The 18478-nt window shown below is 56.6% G+C and carries 16 protein-coding genes; 6 read left to right on the top strand and 10 right to left on the bottom strand.

Going from position 1 to position 18478, the window contains the following annotated elements; translation table 11 throughout:
* Positions 1-21: 21 nt before the first annotated feature.
* The 7 genes from infA to AB1L30_RS20635 all read right to left on the bottom strand — a co-directional run bounded on the left by infA (position 22) and on the right by AB1L30_RS20635 (position 10168).
* Positions 22-243 (bottom strand): translation initiation factor IF-1, encoded by a 222-nt coding sequence (gene infA / locus AB1L30_RS20665; RefSeq protein WP_105331308.1) that lies wholly within the window; start codon positions 241-243, stop codon positions 22-24.
* A gap of 162 nt (positions 244-405) precedes the next feature.
* The gene (locus AB1L30_RS20660; protein ID WP_367015567.1) at positions 406-1494 is read right to left on the bottom strand and encodes an N-acetyltransferase; all 1089 of its coding nucleotides are present in this window, start codon (positions 1492-1494) and stop codon (positions 406-408) included.
* Positions 1495-1979: 485 nt separating this feature from the next.
* Positions 1980-3359 (bottom strand): HlyD family efflux transporter periplasmic adaptor subunit, encoded by a 1380-nt coding sequence (locus AB1L30_RS20655; protein WP_367015565.1) that lies wholly within the window; start codon positions 3357-3359, stop codon positions 1980-1982.
* 41 nt (positions 3360-3400) lie between these two features.
* The gene (locus tag AB1L30_RS20650) at positions 3401-5779 is read right to left on the bottom strand and encodes an ABC transporter permease (RefSeq protein WP_367015563.1); all 2379 of its coding nucleotides are present in this window, start codon (positions 5777-5779) and stop codon (positions 3401-3403) included.
* Positions 5776-6516, bottom strand: coding sequence for an ABC transporter ATP-binding protein (locus AB1L30_RS20645; protein WP_367015561.1), 741 nt, complete (start codon positions 6514-6516; stop codon positions 5776-5778). The genes AB1L30_RS20650 and AB1L30_RS20645 overlap by 4 nt, the downstream gene beginning before the upstream one ends.
* Before the next feature lie 211 nt (positions 6517-6727).
* Positions 6728-7594, bottom strand: a complete 867-nt coding sequence (locus AB1L30_RS20640) for a hypothetical protein (protein ID WP_367015559.1) — start codon at positions 7592-7594, stop codon at positions 6728-6730.
* Between the two features lie 51 nt (positions 7595-7645).
* Entirely contained in the window at positions 7646-10168 is a 2523-nt protein-coding gene (locus AB1L30_RS20635) for a prolyl oligopeptidase family serine peptidase (RefSeq protein ID WP_367015557.1), read from the bottom strand.
* A gap of 191 nt (positions 10169-10359) precedes the next feature.
* On the opposite strand from AB1L30_RS20635, the gene AB1L30_RS20630 reads away from it, so the two are divergent.
* Positions 10360-11145 (top strand): hypothetical protein, encoded by a 786-nt coding sequence (locus AB1L30_RS20630; protein ID WP_367015555.1) that lies wholly within the window; start codon positions 10360-10362, stop codon positions 11143-11145.
* A gap of 14 nt (positions 11146-11159) precedes the next feature.
* Here the strand turns inward: AB1L30_RS20630 and AB1L30_RS20625 are convergent, their stop codons facing one another.
* Complete coding sequence (locus AB1L30_RS20625; protein WP_367015553.1) at positions 11160-13040, bottom strand: thioredoxin domain-containing protein; 1881 nt, start codon at positions 13038-13040, stop codon at positions 11160-11162.
* 78 nt (positions 13041-13118) lie between these two features.
* Between AB1L30_RS20625 and AB1L30_RS20620 the strand changes: the two genes are divergently transcribed.
* The 3 genes from AB1L30_RS20620 (at position 13119) to AB1L30_RS20610 (ending at position 14416) form a co-directional block, all read left to right on the top strand.
* Positions 13119-13343 carry a hypothetical protein gene (locus tag AB1L30_RS20620; protein ID WP_367015551.1) on the top strand — a complete coding sequence of 75 codons (225 nt, stop codon included), beginning with the start codon at positions 13119-13121 and terminating at the stop codon, positions 13341-13343.
* A 42-nt stretch (positions 13344-13385) separates the two neighbouring features.
* On the top strand, positions 13386-13718 hold the full coding sequence (locus tag AB1L30_RS20615; protein ID WP_367015549.1) for a hypothetical protein: 333 nt from the start codon (positions 13386-13388) through the stop codon (positions 13716-13718).
* Between the two features lie 158 nt (positions 13719-13876).
* Positions 13877-14416: a hypothetical protein gene (locus AB1L30_RS20610; RefSeq protein WP_367015547.1), complete on the top strand. Its 540-nt coding sequence runs from the start codon at positions 13877-13879 to the stop codon at positions 14414-14416.
* A 79-nt stretch (positions 14417-14495) separates the two neighbouring features.
* Here AB1L30_RS20610 and AB1L30_RS20605 read toward each other — a convergent pair whose 3' ends face one another.
* Positions 14496-15437: a DUF1559 domain-containing protein gene (locus tag AB1L30_RS20605; protein ID WP_367015545.1), complete on the bottom strand. Its 942-nt coding sequence runs from the start codon at positions 15435-15437 to the stop codon at positions 14496-14498.
* Positions 15438-15678: 241 nt separating this feature from the next.
* Complete coding sequence (locus AB1L30_RS20600) at positions 15679-16098, bottom strand: hypothetical protein (RefSeq protein ID WP_367015543.1); 420 nt, start codon at positions 16096-16098, stop codon at positions 15679-15681.
* A gap of 224 nt (positions 16099-16322) precedes the next feature.
* On the opposite strand from AB1L30_RS20600, the gene AB1L30_RS20595 reads away from it, so the two are divergent.
* Positions 16323-17495 carry a serine hydrolase domain-containing protein gene (locus AB1L30_RS20595; RefSeq protein ID WP_367015541.1) on the top strand — a complete coding sequence of 391 codons (1173 nt, stop codon included), beginning with the start codon at positions 16323-16325 and terminating at the stop codon, positions 17493-17495.
* Positions 17496-17612: 117 nt separating this feature from the next.
* The gene (locus tag AB1L30_RS20590) at positions 17613-18470 is read left to right on the top strand and encodes a thermonuclease family protein (protein WP_367015539.1); all 858 of its coding nucleotides are present in this window, start codon (positions 17613-17615) and stop codon (positions 18468-18470) included.
* Positions 18471-18478: the final 8 nt, after the last annotated feature.

Raw genomic sequence — 18478 nt, 5'->3', positions numbered from 1 at the left:
AGCTTCTCGCCGGGCGAGCTATTAACGCTCTCGGAAGACGATGCGTCCCTTGGTCATATCGTAGGGAGACAGTTCGACGCGAACACGGTCGCCAGGAACGATACGGATGAAATGCTTACGCATTTTGCCGGCAACGTGCGCCATGACCGTCGGACCGACGTCCAACTGGACACGAAAGCGGGTGTTGGCCAGGGCCTGGGTCACCGTGCCTTCGACTTCAAGAGCCTCTTCTTTCTTAGACATAACACTCCTTGGGGTTGTTACTTAATGGACCATGCGCGGGAACAATGACAATCATTCCATCCTTAGTATATCGGGAAGCGTTGGGAAAGCAAACGCAGATTGCGTGCCGGGAGCGTCCCCGCGGCACGCGATGTCAGACGAAAACCATATTTTCGAGGCCGATTATTCGGGCGTTTTCTCGGCCGGAGAGTAATCGTACATGCGATAAGTCTTCGACTTTTTCGCCCCACCCCGTTCTAAAGAAGCACGCGAGAGGTGGTTGCTTTCCAGCACCCACGAGAATTCGACTTCCTTCACACCCCATTTTTTGATGTCCGGAACGAGCCGTTCCAGGATCACCAGGCCAATCCCCCACCGCTGATATTCGGGGACCACATTGGTCGAAATCAGACGCATGTTTTTGATTGCCTGCTTATTCCATAGCAGCCGCATGAAGCCGAACGGGAACAGCTTGCCGTTGATCTTTTTGATGCGCGGGTTGTAGTCGAGCATGCCGAACATCGACCCGATTACCTGGCCGTCGACCTCGCAGACCGAAGTCAGTTCCGGCACTAGCAAGTGCTTCAGATCGGCTGCCATCTTATCGACTTCCGACTTGTCGATCGGCACGAAGCCCCACGTCCCAACGAGCGATCGGTTGTAGATGTCGAGAAATGTGTAGACGTCTTCCTTGAAACGCTTCCGGTCCATCCGACGCAGCTTCAAGTTGAAGCGGCTCTTGGCTTCGTCGACGATGAACTGCAATTTGGGGTCGAGCCCCTCCAGCATGTCGATATGCCCCCAAAACGCATACATGTCCTGTGTTTTGGTGTAGCCGTAGTCTTCGATCAGCCGCGCGTAGTAAGGCGGGTTGTAGGTCATCATGAACGCGGGCGACGTATCGAACCCTTCGACCAGGGTCCCGACCTCATGATTGAGCGAAGGGTTTGCGGGTCCCCGCATCTTGGAGATCCCTTTCTCCGCGAACCAGGCTTTTACCGCGTCGAAAAGGGCACCGCTGACTTCGGTATCGTCGACCGATTCTAAGAAGCCCCAGAAGCCTCGCTTCTCTTTGTAACGTTCGTTGTGACCAACATTTAAAATCGCAGCTATCCGGCCGACAACTTCGCCGTCGCGGCGTGCCAGAAAGCACTGGATCTCGTTCTGGTTGTAGAACGGATGGGGAGCGAAGTTGACTAACTCTTTGAGGTTCTGACGCAGGGGCGGAATCCAAAGTGGATCGTCTTGATACAGCTTCCACGGAAACTCCACGAACTCGCTTTGTTGCCGTTTCGTAGTAACTGGCTCAGTGCTGATTACGGACATTCGTCTCCGCTTTACGGAAGATGGTTCGGCGGTGATCACCGACCACAGTTGAGGGGGGCATCTGCGATGGTTGTTCGCCAGCATCCCAAGCTGGCTTTTCGGTAGTGCCACGATACTTGCTGGGGCTACCTGTCGCAAACCCAGTCTGTAGCTTGCTATCGCTTAGTCCGATAGGGATTCCGTGTGAAGGTTGAACTGCAAAAAACTGTGAAATTTGAAAGAACGTGCTGTTTACGTTCCCGAATTCTGCAATAATCTGAAGTTCGTGAGAACGACTAGGAACCAAGAAGTAATTATGCAATCATTCCTGGACTCTTTTTAAAAGGGTGTAGAATGATGCGTATCACATAGACGTACACTTTGAGATGAAGCTGAGGGCGCTCGCGTCCTTAGCATCGGCCCCACAGGCTCTGCCCCGTCTGTGGGGTTTTTTATGCGCCTTCTTCTGGGGCACCAACTTCCACCGGCGAAACGGCAGCTCCGACGGTCAGCGATGCTTCGGGCGAAATCAAAACCTGCTCGCCAGCTTCGATTCCTTTGATGACTTCGACTTCGAGATCGTTCATCAGGCCGAGTTGCAGATCGCGACGTTCCAGCCGACCCTCGTTCGCAACGAATGCCTGCCAGCTTCCCGATGCATTGCGGAAAATGGCAGATCGGGGAATAACGAGTGCCTGAGGCTTCTCGTCGGTGTAGATCCGGGTTTGAACGCGATAGTCGACGCCCAGCCCATGTTGCTCCAATGCGTCAACGGTGACGCCTGAATCAAACCGCAGGATCACCAGCACGCGTTGCTGTTCGACCCCCAACGAGCTGACTTTGGTGAACCCAGCCGGGTAGACCCGTTCGACTTTCATGGCGATCCCCTCCCCTGCTTGTTTGCCAAGCGAGGGGCCATAAATCTCTGCCCGATCGCCTGCCTTGATACGGGTCGCATCCTGACTCAAAACTTCCGCTTCGACTTCCAGTTGGTCTAACTGTCCAATCTCAAGCAGCCTTGTTCCTGCGGCAACTTGCTGCTCGCTTATGAGGTCTTTGGCCAGGATCACACCGTCGACGGGGCTGGTCATGGTCGATCGTTCCAGGCGAAGTTGGGCCGTTCGCAGCCGAGCTTCCGCTTCCGCTTTTTGTTGTTGCAGCACAGCGACCGAGAGGTCTTTGCGATCGATGTACTGACCCACCATGCTGGGAAGCAGCCGCGTGGCGGCATCGATCGAAAGGATCGCCTGATAAGTGAGAACGTCGGTCTGGTATTCCGTTTCGCTTTCAACCTTCTGCAGGTTCGCCCGGTCGAGATCGTCTTCGGTCTTAGCCCCCTTTTCGATAAGCCGTTGAACCCGACCGAGGAAGGTGCTGGCGTACTCGTAGCGAGAACGGCTGGCGGTCATCTGCGTCTTGGCGGCTTCGACGGTGTTGACCATCGACTGGACGAAGTACTCGGCCTGCTGCCGAGTGGTCTCTTCGACCGACTTGTCACCCGTTTCGCGGATCGAAGCTGCCAGACGTTCGACGGCCGCCTTCGCTTCGGCAAACTCCGCTTCGACGTCCTCTTGCACGATGCGTGCGACCTGCTGCCCTTGGGTGACAGGGTCACCCTCTTCTAACGAGATCTCGCCGATGCGGGCATCGAACGGCATCGAGATCACGTAGGTTCGCGGCAGGCGGGTCTTACCTTGTTCGTCGATGTACTCTTCGATCGGCCGATGGGCCGCGACAACAACATCGACCGGTGGTCCGCCTGACTGGGTCAGGTACCACACGCCGCCGACAACCAGCAGCAGACCGACGACAATTGCAATCGTTTTGATCATGGTCTCTTCTCTCTTTGCGAAAACGTGCCGGAGGAAGGCACTCACTCGCGAACTTTCAACGACTCAAGCCAATTCATGCCCTGGATCCGCCATTGAACGACTCCATGGGCCAGCAGTGTGAAGGCCAACGCCGTGATCAACGCACTGATCCAAATCCAATGAGCCATCACGATTGGAAAACGCACCAGATCTTGATCGATCATCTGCGTCATCAAACCAATCAACACATATCCAAGCGGCAACCCAAACAGGGCTCCGATTAAGTTCAAAACCAGGCTTTCTCGCAGAAACAGCAGCCCGATCTCCCAACGGGTGTAACCCATCGCTCCCATCGTGGCGACTTCGCGCTGGCGTTCGGATAGGTTCACCAGCGAGGCGTTCAGCACGTTGCCGAAGAAGATCGTTCCGGCAAACAGGACGATCATGCTGATCGCCACGTTTTGATTCTGCACGATCGTCTCGCGCATGTTCTTGATCAATTCCAATCGCGAGTTGATGGCTTCCATCGCCGGCATCTGCTTGAGCGAACGATACAGTTCGTGCTGAACGCTCTCGGCTGGATTGATCTTCAACTGGGCACCACTCATCGCGAACGACTCGCCACGCAGACGGCAGAGGTACTCGAGATCCGCGTACACATTCAAGCCAAACTGGCTATCACTGACGGCGGTCAGTGGGATCGAAAGAGGATCGCGACGCCCTGCCTTTGGGTTCACTTCGACCAGGTCGCCCACCTTCAAATGCAAATGTTCGGCCAGTCGTCTTTCCATCACCAGGCCGACGCTCGGGATCAATATCCTACGATCGTTTTGATCGGTCGGCACGGTCAATTGAGCATCGCGCAAGATTCCCTGAATCGCCCCCTGACGCTGGTACGGACCATGCACAAAGTCGCAAGCGACGTTGAACAACGGTTCCGCGCGATCGACGCCATGCAGGTGCGAGAGGTCGTACCAGGCCTGCCGATCCAAGGCATCTTTGAAGGTCAGATCGATGTCGCTGCGATTGCGACGTTCGAATTCGTCGCGGATGAAATACTCGGTGGCTTCCATCATCATCAAACCGCTGACCAGGATCCCTGCCCCGACCGTTCCCGCGAACAAAGCAATTGCCGAACGCGTTCGATGCCGGACCATCGACCGCAGCGTCACACGCCAGCCCGGCGAAAGGTGATTCCAGAAGAGCGTGAACCGCTCGAGCAGAATGCGACCACCTTTCGCAGGCGGCTCGGGTCGCATCGCTTCCGACGGCCGCAACAGCAGCATTTGCCGAGCACCATGTACGCTGCCAAGCATCGCGCAGATCACGCTCACGCTCCAGCCGATCAGATGGGTCTGCGGATAGAAATCGTTTCGCAGGTCAGGGAACTGAAAGAAGTTTTGATATTGGGCCAGCATCCCCATCGTGACCAACGTTCCCAGCAAACTCGCCAGCAGCCCGGCGATCAGCCCGACCGCCGCTCCGAACTGCAGGAAATGGAGAAAGATGGTCGCGTCGCTGTAGCCCAGTGCCTTCAGCGTTCCGACGGTGGTTCGCTGCTGTTTGGCAAGTCGTGTCATCAGCACGTTCAAAATCAACGCCGCCACAATCAGGAACATTGTAGGCATGAATGCCGACATGCTGCTGAGCTGGTTGATTTCGTTGCTGACGAAGTAGTTCGAGGTAAAGTCTTTCAGCAGCGTCGAACTCATGAAGCCAGACGATTCAAGTCGCCGCTTGGCGAGTTCCATCGCTTCGTCGGCCTGCCTGCCGATTTGCGGAGTGAAATGGCCGACAACCTGGTTTGCGGCTCCTTCAAAGTCGAACAGCTCTTCCATCTGCTTCTGCGGCAAATAGAAGACGCCGAAGTTCTCTGGGTCGGGCGTCAGGCTGCCGGGACCGATCAGGTACGTGAACTCGGCACTAATCGCGGTCCCCACAATCAGGAACTGCTCGCGGCGATTGTTCAGCAGCAGATGCAGCTTCTGTCCAGGATGGAGACGGTTCGCCTCGGCGAACTTGTCGTTGACGATGACTTCCGGTTCCCCCTTGTCAGTGAAATAGTCGCCTCGAACCAGCACGATATCGTTGGTGACTGCGCGCCTTTGATTCGGCATCGAGATCACCGTGCCGTTCAGCGGACGAACGCGGTCCTCTAAATCGACGGTCACGGGAAACTGGATGCGAGGTTGCCAGTTCCGAATGCCATCGATCGAGTTCAAAACTTCGAGTTCGGCCAGCGGGGCTTTCTTCAGGTCGATCCAGAAGTCAGCCATCTTGCACTGGCGATAATAGCGATCCTTCGCGGCCCGCATGTTGTAGAACGTCGACTGCATGCCGATCAGCAAGGCGGAACCGAGCATCATGATGCTGATGATCGCGATCAACAAACCGCGGGCAGCGAGCAGGTCGCGAAGCAGCTTCCGATTCAGGATGCTCACCACACCACCTCGGACGGTGGCAGAGGCTGAGCGTTCTCATCGATCTTCACGATCTCGCCGCTGCGCAAATGGATCACGCGACTGGCGACATCGGCCAAAGCCGTGTTGTGCGTGATGATCAGCACGGTCGTTCCCAGGTCACGATTGAACTCGAGCAGCAGTTCCAAGGCACTGATGCCGGTTTCGAAATCGAGGGCACCGGTTGGTTCGTCGCATAGAAGCAGTTTGGGATTCTTGACCACGGCCCGAGCGATCGCGACGCGTTGTTGTTCGCCCCCTGAAAGCTGCGAAGGAAAGTGGTCCATGCGATCTTTCAAACCGACTTTCGCCAACATCTCTTCGGCATCGAGTGGATGGTCGGCCAATTCGGCTGCGGAAAGAACGTTCTCGAGCGCGGTGAGGTTCGGCACGAGGTTATAGAACTGAAAGACGAATCCGACATGCTTCCGTCGGTAACGCGTCAGGGCTCGCGACGAGACCTTCGCCAGGTCGATGTCGTCAAAGAGGACGCTGCCATGGTTGGGCTGATCGAGGCCGCCGATCAGGTTCAAGATGGTCGACTTGCCAGAACCACTAGGGCCGACCATCGCCAGGACTTCGCCGTCGTAGACATCGAACGACAAGTCCTTGAGCACCTCGACCTTCACCTCGCCCATGGTGAAGGTGCGCTCGACGTGACGGACCGTCAGCAGAGACGGTCGAGACGGAGGTTCCTCTTCGACAGGATTATCGCTCATTCCACCATGTGGGGCTGTGGATGCGTTGCGTGTTCGCTTGCCCAGAATCGCGGGGCAATGCCTACCTTCCTTAAGGATATTCCATAACGAAGGAGGGTTCATCCAGAAATTACCCGGCGCGAAAGATTAACCTTTGTTCCGGCTAAATGGGGTGTTTCTGGTGCACATCGATCCGAAAAATACGCATTAGCAGCGGTTTGCGAGGTCCGGATCAGGCGAGCGGTGGTTCTTCCTCCGGCGGCTGAATCGGAGGAGAGCTCCAATTCGGGAACGGCACGAAAGAGCTTCCCAGGCAGCGCAGGAAGTAGTCGAGCGAGTAAACCGTCGCCCCAAACACAAGGGCGAAGCCAGGGCCGAGAGTCAACGCGGAGATGCCTCCGATCGAAAGGCTTAGGCTCGACGAAAGGAACAGGGCACAAGCAAACATCAGCGGCCACATGCCCCAGGTATGCCCATATTTGCGATACAAAAGCGGGAGCGTGACCGTCAGGCAGATGCCGCTCATAAGAATGATTCGAGCCAAGTGCACCTCAGGCGTGAAGGGCTTCTCCACCGCCAAGCTCCAGGCAACGCCTGCCACGATGATGCCGATGGCAAGCAAGAGCCAGTGAGCGGTCGACATACGGACCGTGTAGCGCGAGCGAGACGTTTGCAGCGACAAGAATAAGTCGGCAGTCAATGTCATGATGAAGGCAATCATCACGCTTGCTGCGAAGGAGTCTACTTCGGTCTGATGCAGTCTTCTGGTCTGGTAGGCGGCGAAGTAAATATACGGGACCAGCGCAGAGCTGAAGAGCAATCGCTGCCCGAGAGGTGCGTTGCCGCAGCCAAGCCAGACGCCAAAGACAATTGCTTGGATCATCAAGACATCGCGCAGCAGCGCCGCCGATAGGGTCAGCACCAAGAGCGAAAAGACCACCGCCGCCAACAAAAACACCGACGAGAGAATCCCCGCCGGCGAATTGAATGTGCCCGGCGGAGGTGGCGGCAGAAGCTCAGGCCCAACACGAACGGTCGAGGAACCGGAGTTCGATCCCTCGACCGTCGCTGGAGATGCAAAAGGATTCGGTTCGTTCATCGCGAAGCACCATAAAAGATATGGAATTACTTCGCTAAGTGTAGTCGAACTTTACCGACGTGGTTCTACCCCGTGCAGCTTTCGCACAAAGAAATCGCGCGTTCGACGCATACCGTAAGCACTGCTGCCGCTGCCATGGCCACCGCCAGGAACGACCAGCAGGTCGAAGTCTTTGTTGGCTTTGACCAGGGCGTCGACCACTTGCATGGTGCTGGCCGGATCGACGTTGGTATCCATCTCGCCAACAATCAGGAACAAGTCCCCTTTCAGCTTGTGGGCGTTGACGACGTTCGAGCTTTCTTCGTACGACTTGTCGATGGGCCAACCCATCCACTGTTCGTTCCACCAGATCTTGTCCATGCGGTTGTCATGGCAACCACAGTCCGAGACCGCGGCATCGTAGAAGTCGCCATGGAACAGCACGGCGGCCGTCGCATTCTGACCACCGGCCGAACCACCGTAGATGCCGACCTTGTCGAGATCAATGCTGGGGAACTTCTTCGCGGCGGCTTGCATCCACAAGATCCGGTCGGGGAAGCCAGCGTCCTTCAAGTTCTTAAAGCAAACGTCGTGGAACGCCTTGCTGCGATAGTTAGTCCCCATGCCGTCGATCTGCACAACGATGAAACCCAGCTCGGCCATCTCGCGAAGTTGGCTGCCGGTGCTGAACTGCTTCGGCACGAATGCCCCTTGCGGCCCAGCATAGATGTACTCGATCACCGGATATTTCTTCGCCGGATCGTGGTTGGTGGGGAAGTAGATGACACCATAAATGTCGGTCTCGCCATCGCGAGCCTTCGCCACGAATCGCTCGGTTGGCTTCCAGCCGGTTTCGATCAACTGCGAGCAATCCCCCTTTTCCAGTTCGCACACCAGCGAGCCATCGTCCGCTTTACGCAGCGTGTGCACCGCAGGCATGTCGACCCGCGAATACTCGTCGATCAGGTAACGTCCGTCCGGCGAGTACTGGATTCGGTGTGTTCCGTCCCCTTCGGTGAGCATCGTGAGCTCGGTTCCGTCGAAATTGACGCGGCAATGATGGATGTAGTAAGGGTCCTGGCCTGGTACGATGCCGCCTGCCTTGAAGAAGATCTGCCGTTTCTCCGGATCGACCTTCTCGACTTCGCGCACAACCCAATCCCCTTCGGTGATCGGGTTCTTCACCTCGCCCGACTTGGCGTCGACCAGATAAAGATGGTTCCAGCCGCTGCGTTCCGACATCCAAATCAGTTCGTTCGACTCCGGCAGTTCTTCCAGAAAGACCTTGTTCGTCCAGTCGATGAAGGTTGGTGTCGTTTCGTCGATTAGCGTCCGCACGGTACCATCCGCTTGAATCGCCAGGTAACGCATCACCTGGTGACCGCGTTGGTTGTACAGCAGGCGGATCTCGCTGCTGTCTTCTTCCCATTTTACGCGATCGATGGCCCAGGGATTATCCATCAAGCTGTTGTCGACGGCGATCTCTTCCATCTTCTCGATGTCGAACAAACGTGGCCGACGAAGTCGGATGGCGTCGCCTGGCTTGGCGTACGACAGCGTATGAACCTTCGGTTGAAGTTGATCTTTCGGAGAGGACTCGACGATGGTGATCTCGCGTTGATCGCCCGGCGTGGTTTCCATCACCAACAGTCGCTTCGAATCAGGCGACCAGTAAGCGTTGCCTTCGATGAACTTCTTATCGGTGCCACCCTCGGTCAGTTGCACGCGTTCGCTGCCACCCTGCTTTAGCAGGACGAGGTTGTGGTCTTCGATGGCGACGTTCCACTCGCGATTAGGCGAGAGACGACGCGAACCTTCGCCCGAGGGACGTCCACGGCGGCGGCGTGGCATGTCCCACGCATTCTTGCCGTCCAGAACCAGGTGATTGTCGCCGTCGGTTGCTTCATAGATTGAAAGGGCCTGACCTTTGGCGTTCAAAACCATCCAGACATGCCCCAGAAACGTGCGCTGGGTGAACTCGCCGCCTGCTTTCAAATCGTCGTAAAGCTGCGGACGACCTTCGCGATTGATCCAGAACACTTTGATCGGTTCAGCCGAGGAGTTGACGATCTTCATGCTGACTTCGCCACCCTTATCGACCGACGGGTAAGGACGAGTCTGCGATGGTCCGGCCGGCTTGGCGGCATCTTTGTCGGAAGGATCGACCGTGCTCAGTGTGTTGCTTTCCAGTTCAAAGCGATATAGGGTCTTCTCGACGTCGAAGAGGATCGACTGTTGATCTTCCGCGAAGGTGATCGTGCGGAAAGGAAGCTTCAGCGGTTCGATTTCTTTGCCCAGCTTTTCGCCCAACTGCTGAGCAAGCTTGGCCGAATCGAAGGCCGCTTTCCGCGTCGAGGTGGTGGCGTCGACCAGGATGAACTCGTTCTGATTGTCGCCCAGATCGACGCGATACCAGAAACGATCGCCGTCGGGAAGCCAATGTGGTTCGACCCGAGTCTGGGTCACTTTGCCCTGAGCGGCCCGGTAAAGACCTTCCATCCGCTCGTAATCGGCAGCGGTACCTTGAGCAAAAACAGTCGACGAAAAAACAAGCAGACAAACACCAGCCAGCAGGCTGCGAGAAGGTGCGAACATCGGAAACCATCGTGTTGAAGGATACGGTGGGGGCCGTCCGGGGTTGAATTCATCATAGATCGATTCAGAGCAACCACAACAGAAAACAGCGTTCCCGAAACACCCTTTACGGCGACTACGCACAATTTGCACTGACGACTGGAATTTGCGCATAGCATCGTGCAAGCTATGGACGGGACGAATGGTTCCCGATGGCACTTACCCAGGAAGTTTCGATGACCGACAACCAGCAAGACGAATGGCAGATGGAAGAAACGACGCCTCAGCCGGTGAAGCGGGAAGAGGACGACCGGGCGAAAATCACCCTGATCGACATCATGGCCTGCGTGACGATCGGAGCGGTCAATGCTGCCTTGTGGTTGCAAGACTTCGCCGACAGCAACCTCCCATCACTCTATGTCGTAGTGGCGTGCTGCTCGTTCATCAGCTTCACGCTGGGGGGCACTGGGTTGTTCTTGTTCGCTCGGCGCTGGTTCCAGGGAAAGAAGACCGACTTTCAGCCAGGGCATTGGATTTTGTGCCTGGTAGGTAGCGCACTCGTACTCCAGACGGTGACGTCGCTGATTCGTCGGGTGTTTCGGGAAGCTTTAGAAGTCGATATCGACGGAGTGAATACGCTGCTGCTCTTGATTCTGGCGGTGCAAGTTATGGTCGAGGTATTGTTGTCGATCGGAGTGGGGATTCTATTGCCGGTGCGGAGGCATTGGCGGTGGTGGCTTGTGTTCGTGGTGCTTGCCGGGTGCATACAAGTGCTGGTTCTGTTCTCGTATATCCTCCACCTTTACAACTACAGCACGATCCTCAGCGGCCTGTCGTTGGCCAATGCGATCGTGGCGATTGGCGTGCTGGTGGGGCTGGCGATCTGGGATTACGCGACGAAAGAGGGACCGCGTAACGAGCTGCACTGGGTCGGCATATTCGTCGGCCTGATCTACATGGTGCCGACGATCCTGATCTATTTCATGAACATGATGTAAGTCGCTGGCGGTCGCTACGGCACCAGTTCCGCTGCCATCCGGGCTGTGCTGTTGGGATGGTCGTTCAAGAGAACAGCGCTGGCTTTCTGCGTGTGCTCGACCCATGCGTTGTACTCATCGGCATTGGCGGGAACGCGTTTCGCCAGTTGCTTCAGGTTACTGACCGCCATCGCGTTGCCACTCGGCAGCGCCCCATCGGTGAACAGTTTGCCACGAACGATCAAGTCCGAGTGATCGTCCGGCGTGAAATAATAGCCGCCCCCTGTTTCGTCCCAGTAGTGGGCTTGTTGGGTGGCTTGCAGCTTGACGGCTTCGTCCAGCCAACGCTGTTCTTCGGTGGCTTCATGCAAAGCGAGTAGCCCGTCGATCAGCATGGCGTAGTCATCAAGATACGCGGTCGGTTGATTCCCCTTTGTTTCCGGCGTGCGTCGCAGTCGGCCATCATTGTTGGCGGCGGTTTTCAGTAAATGATCGGCTGCCTTGGCGGCGGCTGCGGTGTAGCGAGGTTCGTTGAGGATGCGACCTGCATCGGCGAGGCCGCGGATCATCTGCCCGTTCCAACTGGTGATCACCTTCTGATCGAGAAACGGCTTCTCGCGCTGGTTGCGAAGTTCGAGTAGCCGTTCCTTTAAAGCGATTAGCTTGTCCGCTTCCGGAGCACCATGGTACTGCGGCACGAAGTACTTCTGCTCGAAGTTGGGTTTGCCCGTCATGCCAAACGCTTGTTCCGCCAAACGTAGCTGATCGGCCGAGAGATCTTGCTGCAACTGCTGCGGAGTGAAGCGATAGAAGGCGCCTTCTTCCCCTTCCGAGTCGGCGTCCATGGCGCTATAGAACGTACCTTCAGGGCTGGTCATCTCGGCCAGGACGAAGTCGGCGATGCCGCGTGCGGTGCCGGCGAACTGCGGTTCCTCGAGCGTTTCCGAAGCAGCGGCATAGATTGAAAGGAGTTGAGCGTTGTCGTACAGCATCTTCTCGAAGTGAGGAATCTTCCAGTGGCGATCGGTGCTGTAACGATGGAAGCCTCCACCGACCTGATCGTAGATTCCCCCTGCCGCCATTCGCGTGAGCGTCAAGCGAAGCATATTGGCCGAGGTGGCATGCCCGGCCTCGGCTCGCTTCAGCAAGTAATAGAGGTACGAAGGCTGCGGGAACTTCGGTAGCTTGTCGTTCGCTTCGTCAAACTCGAATCCACCAAAGCGAGGATCGAATTCCTTCTCCAGCGTTCGATCGAAGGTCCGCACAATCGCGTCCGACTCGGCGAGGTCTGGCGGAAGGAGCGGACGACCGAGGACCTGCTTCAGGGCCCGGGTTACGTTGTCCCCCACTTCGCGAAGTTGATCAGGCTGTTCGATCCAAACCAATTCAACCCGTTTGAGCAACGTCGAAAAGCCTGGCTGCACGGCGACTGCCTGACCGTCGGCAACGGGGACTTCACGATCGTTGGGTGGCAGATAGGTTGTGCCGATAAACGGTTTGCCTTCCGGCGTCAGAAACACGTTCAGCGGCCAGCCACCTCCGCCTGACATGATCTGCGTGGCCAGCATGTAGACGGCGTCGACGTCGGGGCGTTCTTCGCGATCGACTTTGATGCAAACGAAATGCTTGTTGAGCAGCTCGGCGATCTCTTGGTCCGAGAAGCTTTCTTTCTCCATCACATGGCACCAGTGGCAACTGGCGTAACCAATCGACAGGAAGATCGGCTTGTTCTCTTGTTTGGCCTTGGCCAGCGCTTCGTCTCCCCAGGGATACCAGTCGACCGGATTCTCGGCGTGCATCTGCAGATAGGCACTCGTTTCCAGTCGCAGACGATTCCCCTTGGCAGGCTCTTCGGCGAAGGTGAATTGCGCGAAAATCATCGCCAAGAATGGAGCCGCAAGAGCGAAGTATCTCATGAGAGGTGGCCTTAAGGTGGGGAGCCAATGGGAAGCATTTCCCCCGAGGATAGGCGATCCGAACCAGGAAAGCGAGCGATGAGAGAGGTGATTTGCCACGATTGCGATGTCGCGATGTCGAAAGGCTTTATGCCGGAACATGTCACAGGACTGATCCAGCAGCAAACGCGCTGGTACGACGGCGAGCCGACCGCAAGGCGGATGGGAACGGCGATCTTCAGCCGCCAGGGAGTTTATCTGGTAACGACGTACCGCTGTCCCGATTGCGGACAGTTGAAGTCGTACGCCGACCCGGAAGAATAACTCGCGTTGTGGCGAAACGAGAGGCCATGCTATGGTGCCTGTGTGGCTCGACTGGTCTTCTCGTTTCTGGAGAACGCGATGCGATTTTGTGGATGGTTCGCTCTGCTATTAATTGGTTTCGCAACCACGACCGCAGCTGCCGAGCAGCCAACTGAAGGTGTGCCGGTCTTTGTTCGCGGAAGTCATGGTCCGGAAGTCGAATACATCTCAGGGACCGCGCGACGGGCGTTGCCACTCTATTGCCGCATGATCAACGGATCTCTCCCTCTATGGGAGCTTCGCGCTGGCCGACCACTTGGTGTGCCGCTGCGCAGCGTCTCGGTCTCTCCCATGATTGTGGAAGAAGAAGAAAACCTACTCGGCTTTGCCCTGTAAGCTCTCGATGACGATCGATTGTGGCGCGATTGACGCGGTATCGCCGCCAGCATGCGATTCATCGCGGTTTTTTAAAATTCGCGTTGCCCTAATTCTTAATCTGGTGCTACCTTTCCCCTTCACCATGATTGCAGCACGTATCTCAGAAGGTTGAAAGAATGGCAAAACTGAAGAATCTGCTAGCAGGCTGTGTCTTTTGTGCACTGGCTTCCACCGGCTTCGCGGAAGATAAGTCGAAGGTCGCAACGCCTAGTCAGGATACTTTGTCGATGTATCACAAGGCCCTGACGGATCGACATTATCACACGGCCGAATTGCTAGCTCGGGGTGTGCTCGACAAGTATGGTGAGGAGAATGAGTTTGGAAAGGCGATGCTTTCCGAACTCGACGCTTATCGAGAAGTGACCGAAGGACCACGGATAATGTCCACGTATGTTCGCACGATCGAGGCCTATGACTTGTCCTCATACGAAGGCTTCGCCACGACCGATCAGCGTGTCTTCAAGACTAACCTAAAGACGTTGGTCGAAGCGATCCGCCAGGAAGTCGGTCCCCGTTGGGATCTGTTCGAAGTTCAGGCTGACCCATTTACTACGAATTTGAGCGTACTCGTTTCAGCACCGCAGTTTGTGCACGAAGCGTTCGCCAAGCATCTGGCTGAAATGCGGTCCGCTCGGCAAGAGGAAGTGGCGAACTAACCGGTTCGCTTCCAAGAATCAAGTTCCGTGGCAAGCGGCCTGAGTTTCCTCAGGCCGCTTCTTTTTTGCCGCGGCTGGATTAGTAAGCGTCGCCTGGAACGACTTCGCCACCGGAACGTGTGGCCAAGGCCTGGTAGACGTTCAGGTCGATCGTTTCGGTGATCAGGTGAGCCGAACCGTCCGCGAAGACAAAGTTGGTTCCGGCTGGGTGACGGCTACCGAAGTCGTCGAGGTGGTGATGTTCTTCACCATGGTCGTGGTCGTCGTGCTCTTCTTCGTACTGGCTGTTGGGAGCATGGTCGGCGATGCCGAGGATTCGAGCCATCGCTTCTTCGCCGCCACTGACCGAACCGACCCACGTGCTGAACAATGGTTCGGAACCACCGCTGATCGAGGTCGCACGTTCGCCGACCATCATCGTGTGGCTGGTACCGTCGGTGATGTCGGCCATGCGGCGCTTGGCATTGTGGCCGAGCATACCGTTGCCATCGCAGCGTTGACCGGAAGCCAGGCCTTCACAGGCATCGAGTTCGGTCGTACCGAAGCAGCCGATGTAGTTAGCCGAGGCGAGGTCGGTCAGATGGTTTTCGCTTTCGTCGTGTAGCTCGAACACTTCCGGCGAACGATCGCTTGGGCAGGCATAGGCCATGATGATCGTTTCGCGAGCGGCCTGGTTGTTGCCGTGGGTGATGCTCAAGTTGTAGTTGATCAGGCTATCGGCGATGTTGCCTTGTTCCATCTGCGGCAGAATCAACGACGCCCAGCCCCAGCCTGGTTGGCCTTCGGCGAGCGGCGTTTTGTGGTCGCTATCGGTGGCGATGTAACCGCTGGGGAAGGTCAGGAAGGTGTCGTGATAGTTGTGCATTGCCAGGCCCAACTGCTTCAAGTTGTTGAAGCACGAGGTACGACGTGCAGCTTCGCGGGCTTGTTGTACGGCCGGCAGAAGCAGGGCAATCAAAACACCGATAATGGCGATCACAACCAGCAGTTCGACGAGGGTGAAACCTTTGCGTTGGGACATATCTCGAATTCTCTTTGGTATGGGCAACCGAAGATGCCATGGCGGCATCCCGGGATATTTGTTGGGACAGGTACGGATAGCGTCGCGCGGCAACCTGCCTGATAGTCAGGACAAGTCGGCACAGGGATAGGCGATTGGGCAACTCGATGCCTATGCGGAATCAAGGTTTCCCAAACGTGGAGATCGAGCGAGAGTCCCACTCAATCTTCATCACGCGCAAGAAAACGCGTGGCGCGGAGAACTACGCTACCGGAGGAGCCCGGGGAGAATTCGGACCAAGCCACTTCTGTGTGGCCAGACGTTCCGAGTAAGGAATCAGCTGATCGAGAACAACGGCCTGGGTCGCCGTTTCTGCAGTGGCCGGAGCAATCTGCCCCAGGGCCAAGTGTTGGCAAAGCAAACAGCCATCGACCACGATGCCATGCTGGTGGTCGGTATCGTTCCAGCCAGGACCGGCCGGAGCTTCCGACGAGTCGGCATTGTGATGGTGGTGGTAATGCGAATGACTGTGTGAGTGGTCGTCGTGATCGACTGCGGCGACCGAGTGGAAATGTCCCGGCAGGTGCGCGTGCTCACAGCCAGACCAGGCATGAATCACCTGACCGAAAAGCTGCACCACCATGTAGGTGGCAATCAGAGCGTAACTACCGAAACGTCGCATCAGACCTCGAATCAATTCGTAGAGTGACGGGCAAGCCGTCCAGGGCGAGAGCCTATTCTAACTACGAAACCCCTTGGAACTCAACGCATTCATGAACACTTCATGGCGGGTTTGCGGAATATACCCACCAACTCAGGTGGGTGGAAATTGCTTGACACCCCTGGGGATTGCGGTACGCTGCCAGCTTTCCCACCCCGAGAATCTCTGCATAAGGGCATGAAGCGATGCAAGCACACCTTAGGACACTTTGGCGAGGATTGGCCGTTGTCGCCCTGCTAGCCACCAGCATTCCGGTCCAGGCCCAGGACACCGGCCAGAAGACCCCGGTGATCGAATCGATCGATCAGGCGGTTGCCAAGCTGGTCGAGGAAGATGTCGTTTCCGGGGCGGTGATTCTCGTTTCGCAAGACGGCAAGGTGGTGCACCTCAGCGCCATCGGTGATGCCAACATCGACGCCCACAAGCCTATGACGACCGATACCATGTTCGCGATTGCCTCGATGACCAAGCCGATCACCGCGACGGCGCTGATGACGCTGGTCGAAGAAGGTAAGGTGAACCTAGACGATCCAGTCTCGAAGTACATCCCTGAGTTCGCCAATGTTAAACTCGATGGCAAGCCGCTCGACAAGCCAATCACGCTTCGCCAGGTCCTGACGCATACGTCGGGTCTGGGTGGCGATCAGCGCGTGGTTAAGTCGCTGGAAAACACCGGCAAGGTTCTCGCCGAACGTCCGCTACGAAGCGTCCCGGGAACCAAGTGGGAGTACAGCCCAGGTTTGAACGTGGCAGGTCGCGTGATCGAAGTCGCTTCGGGCAAGCCGTACGCCGAGTACCTGCAAGAGACGATCTTCACCCCGTTGAAGATGAATGACACCACTTTTAAACCGACCGACGAGCAAAAGCCACGCATCGCCACCTTGTACGCCAAAGACAAAGATAGTGGCGAGCTGAAGGAAAACAGCAGTTGGATCGGTAACGTCGAAACCGATCCCTATCCGAACCCAAGTGCTGGCCTGTACTCGACGGCCCGTGATCTGCAACGGTTCTACCAGATGATGCTCAACGGTGGCTTTCTGGGGGACGCCAAGATCTTGTCGCGAGAGTCGGTCAAAGAACTGACCCGTCTGCAAACCGGCGACATCGTGACCGGCTTCACCCCAGGCAATGGCTGGGGACTTGGCTACTGCGTTGTCAAAGAGCCGCAGGGCGTGACCGCGGCACTCAGCCCCGGCAGTTTCGGGCATGGTGGAGCGTTCGGTACGCAAAGCTGGGCCGATCCTGTGAAGGGACGCGTCTTCCTGCTACTCGTTCAGCGATCGAACCTTGGTAATAGTGATGGCAGCGATCTGCGGAAGGAATTCCAGAATGCCGCTGCTGCCGCGTTGAACGAATAAGGTGCAGAACGCATCTTCCATCTGAACTAAACTAGACATGCCATCGTTGGCCCGGCCGGCGGTGGCATGCTGTTTTTTCCGAGAGTTACTTGCCGTACGGCGGGATCCAAAATAGTCATGTTTCGCGATCGATTTGCCTTTCTGCTGTTGCTGCTGGCATTGCTGCCGGCCGGTGCGATCCTAGCCCAAGCCGAGCCTGATCCACCGCTGGTCGACCCATTTCGCGAGTGGCGAGACGTCGAAAAAAATTCTCTGCCAAAATCGCGATTCGCGTACGTCGACGGCGATCAGGCCTGTTTGTGGCCGGAAACTGGGCAAAGGATGCTTATTCCGGTGGCACGGTTATCCGTAGAAGATCGCGAGTGGATCGCTGATCATCCGCTGCGGATTCTGCGGGGAAAAGTGGTGTTTGTGGCGGATGGCGACACGATCGGTGTGCTCGACGCCGACAAGCAGCAGCGGCGTGTGCGGCTGGAAGGAATCGACGCCCCGGAGAGCAATCAGGCTTTCGGCAACAAGTCGAAGCGAACCCTTTCCGAGGCCTGTCACGGCAAAGAGGTCCTGGTCGTTTACACCTCGGAAGATCAGTACGGCCGGATCCTGGGACAAGTTTATGTCGACGATCGCTGGTTGAATCACGACCAGATTGAATCGGGCATGGCCTGGCACTACCGCCATTTCAGCGGAGACGCTCACCTGGCAGATCTTCAAAAACAGAGCCAGAAGGGACAGAAAGGTATTTGGAGCGATCCGAATCCGCAGCAACCTTGGCGATTTCGGCTCGACGAAAAGCGACGTCGAGAGGCGGAAGAAGAGAAAGCCAAGGCGGCCGAGATGACAACTCCGACCGGATTCTGGCTAAACAGTTCGAGCGGCGTTCGGCACAACGCCCAGTGTGACCACTACGGTAAAACGAGCCGTGGTCGTTACTGCACGGCCGAAGAAGGTAAGCCGTGCGGCATATGCGGCGGGTGAATTATCTC

The organism is Bremerella sp. JC817 (genome assembly GCF_040718835.1).
In the GTDB taxonomy this organism is placed as follows: Bacteria; Planctomycetota; Planctomycetia; order Pirellulales; family Pirellulaceae; genus Bremerella.
The sequence above is the reverse complement of the archived record's forward strand: the minus strand, read 5'-3'. Positions and strand labels throughout refer to the sequence as shown.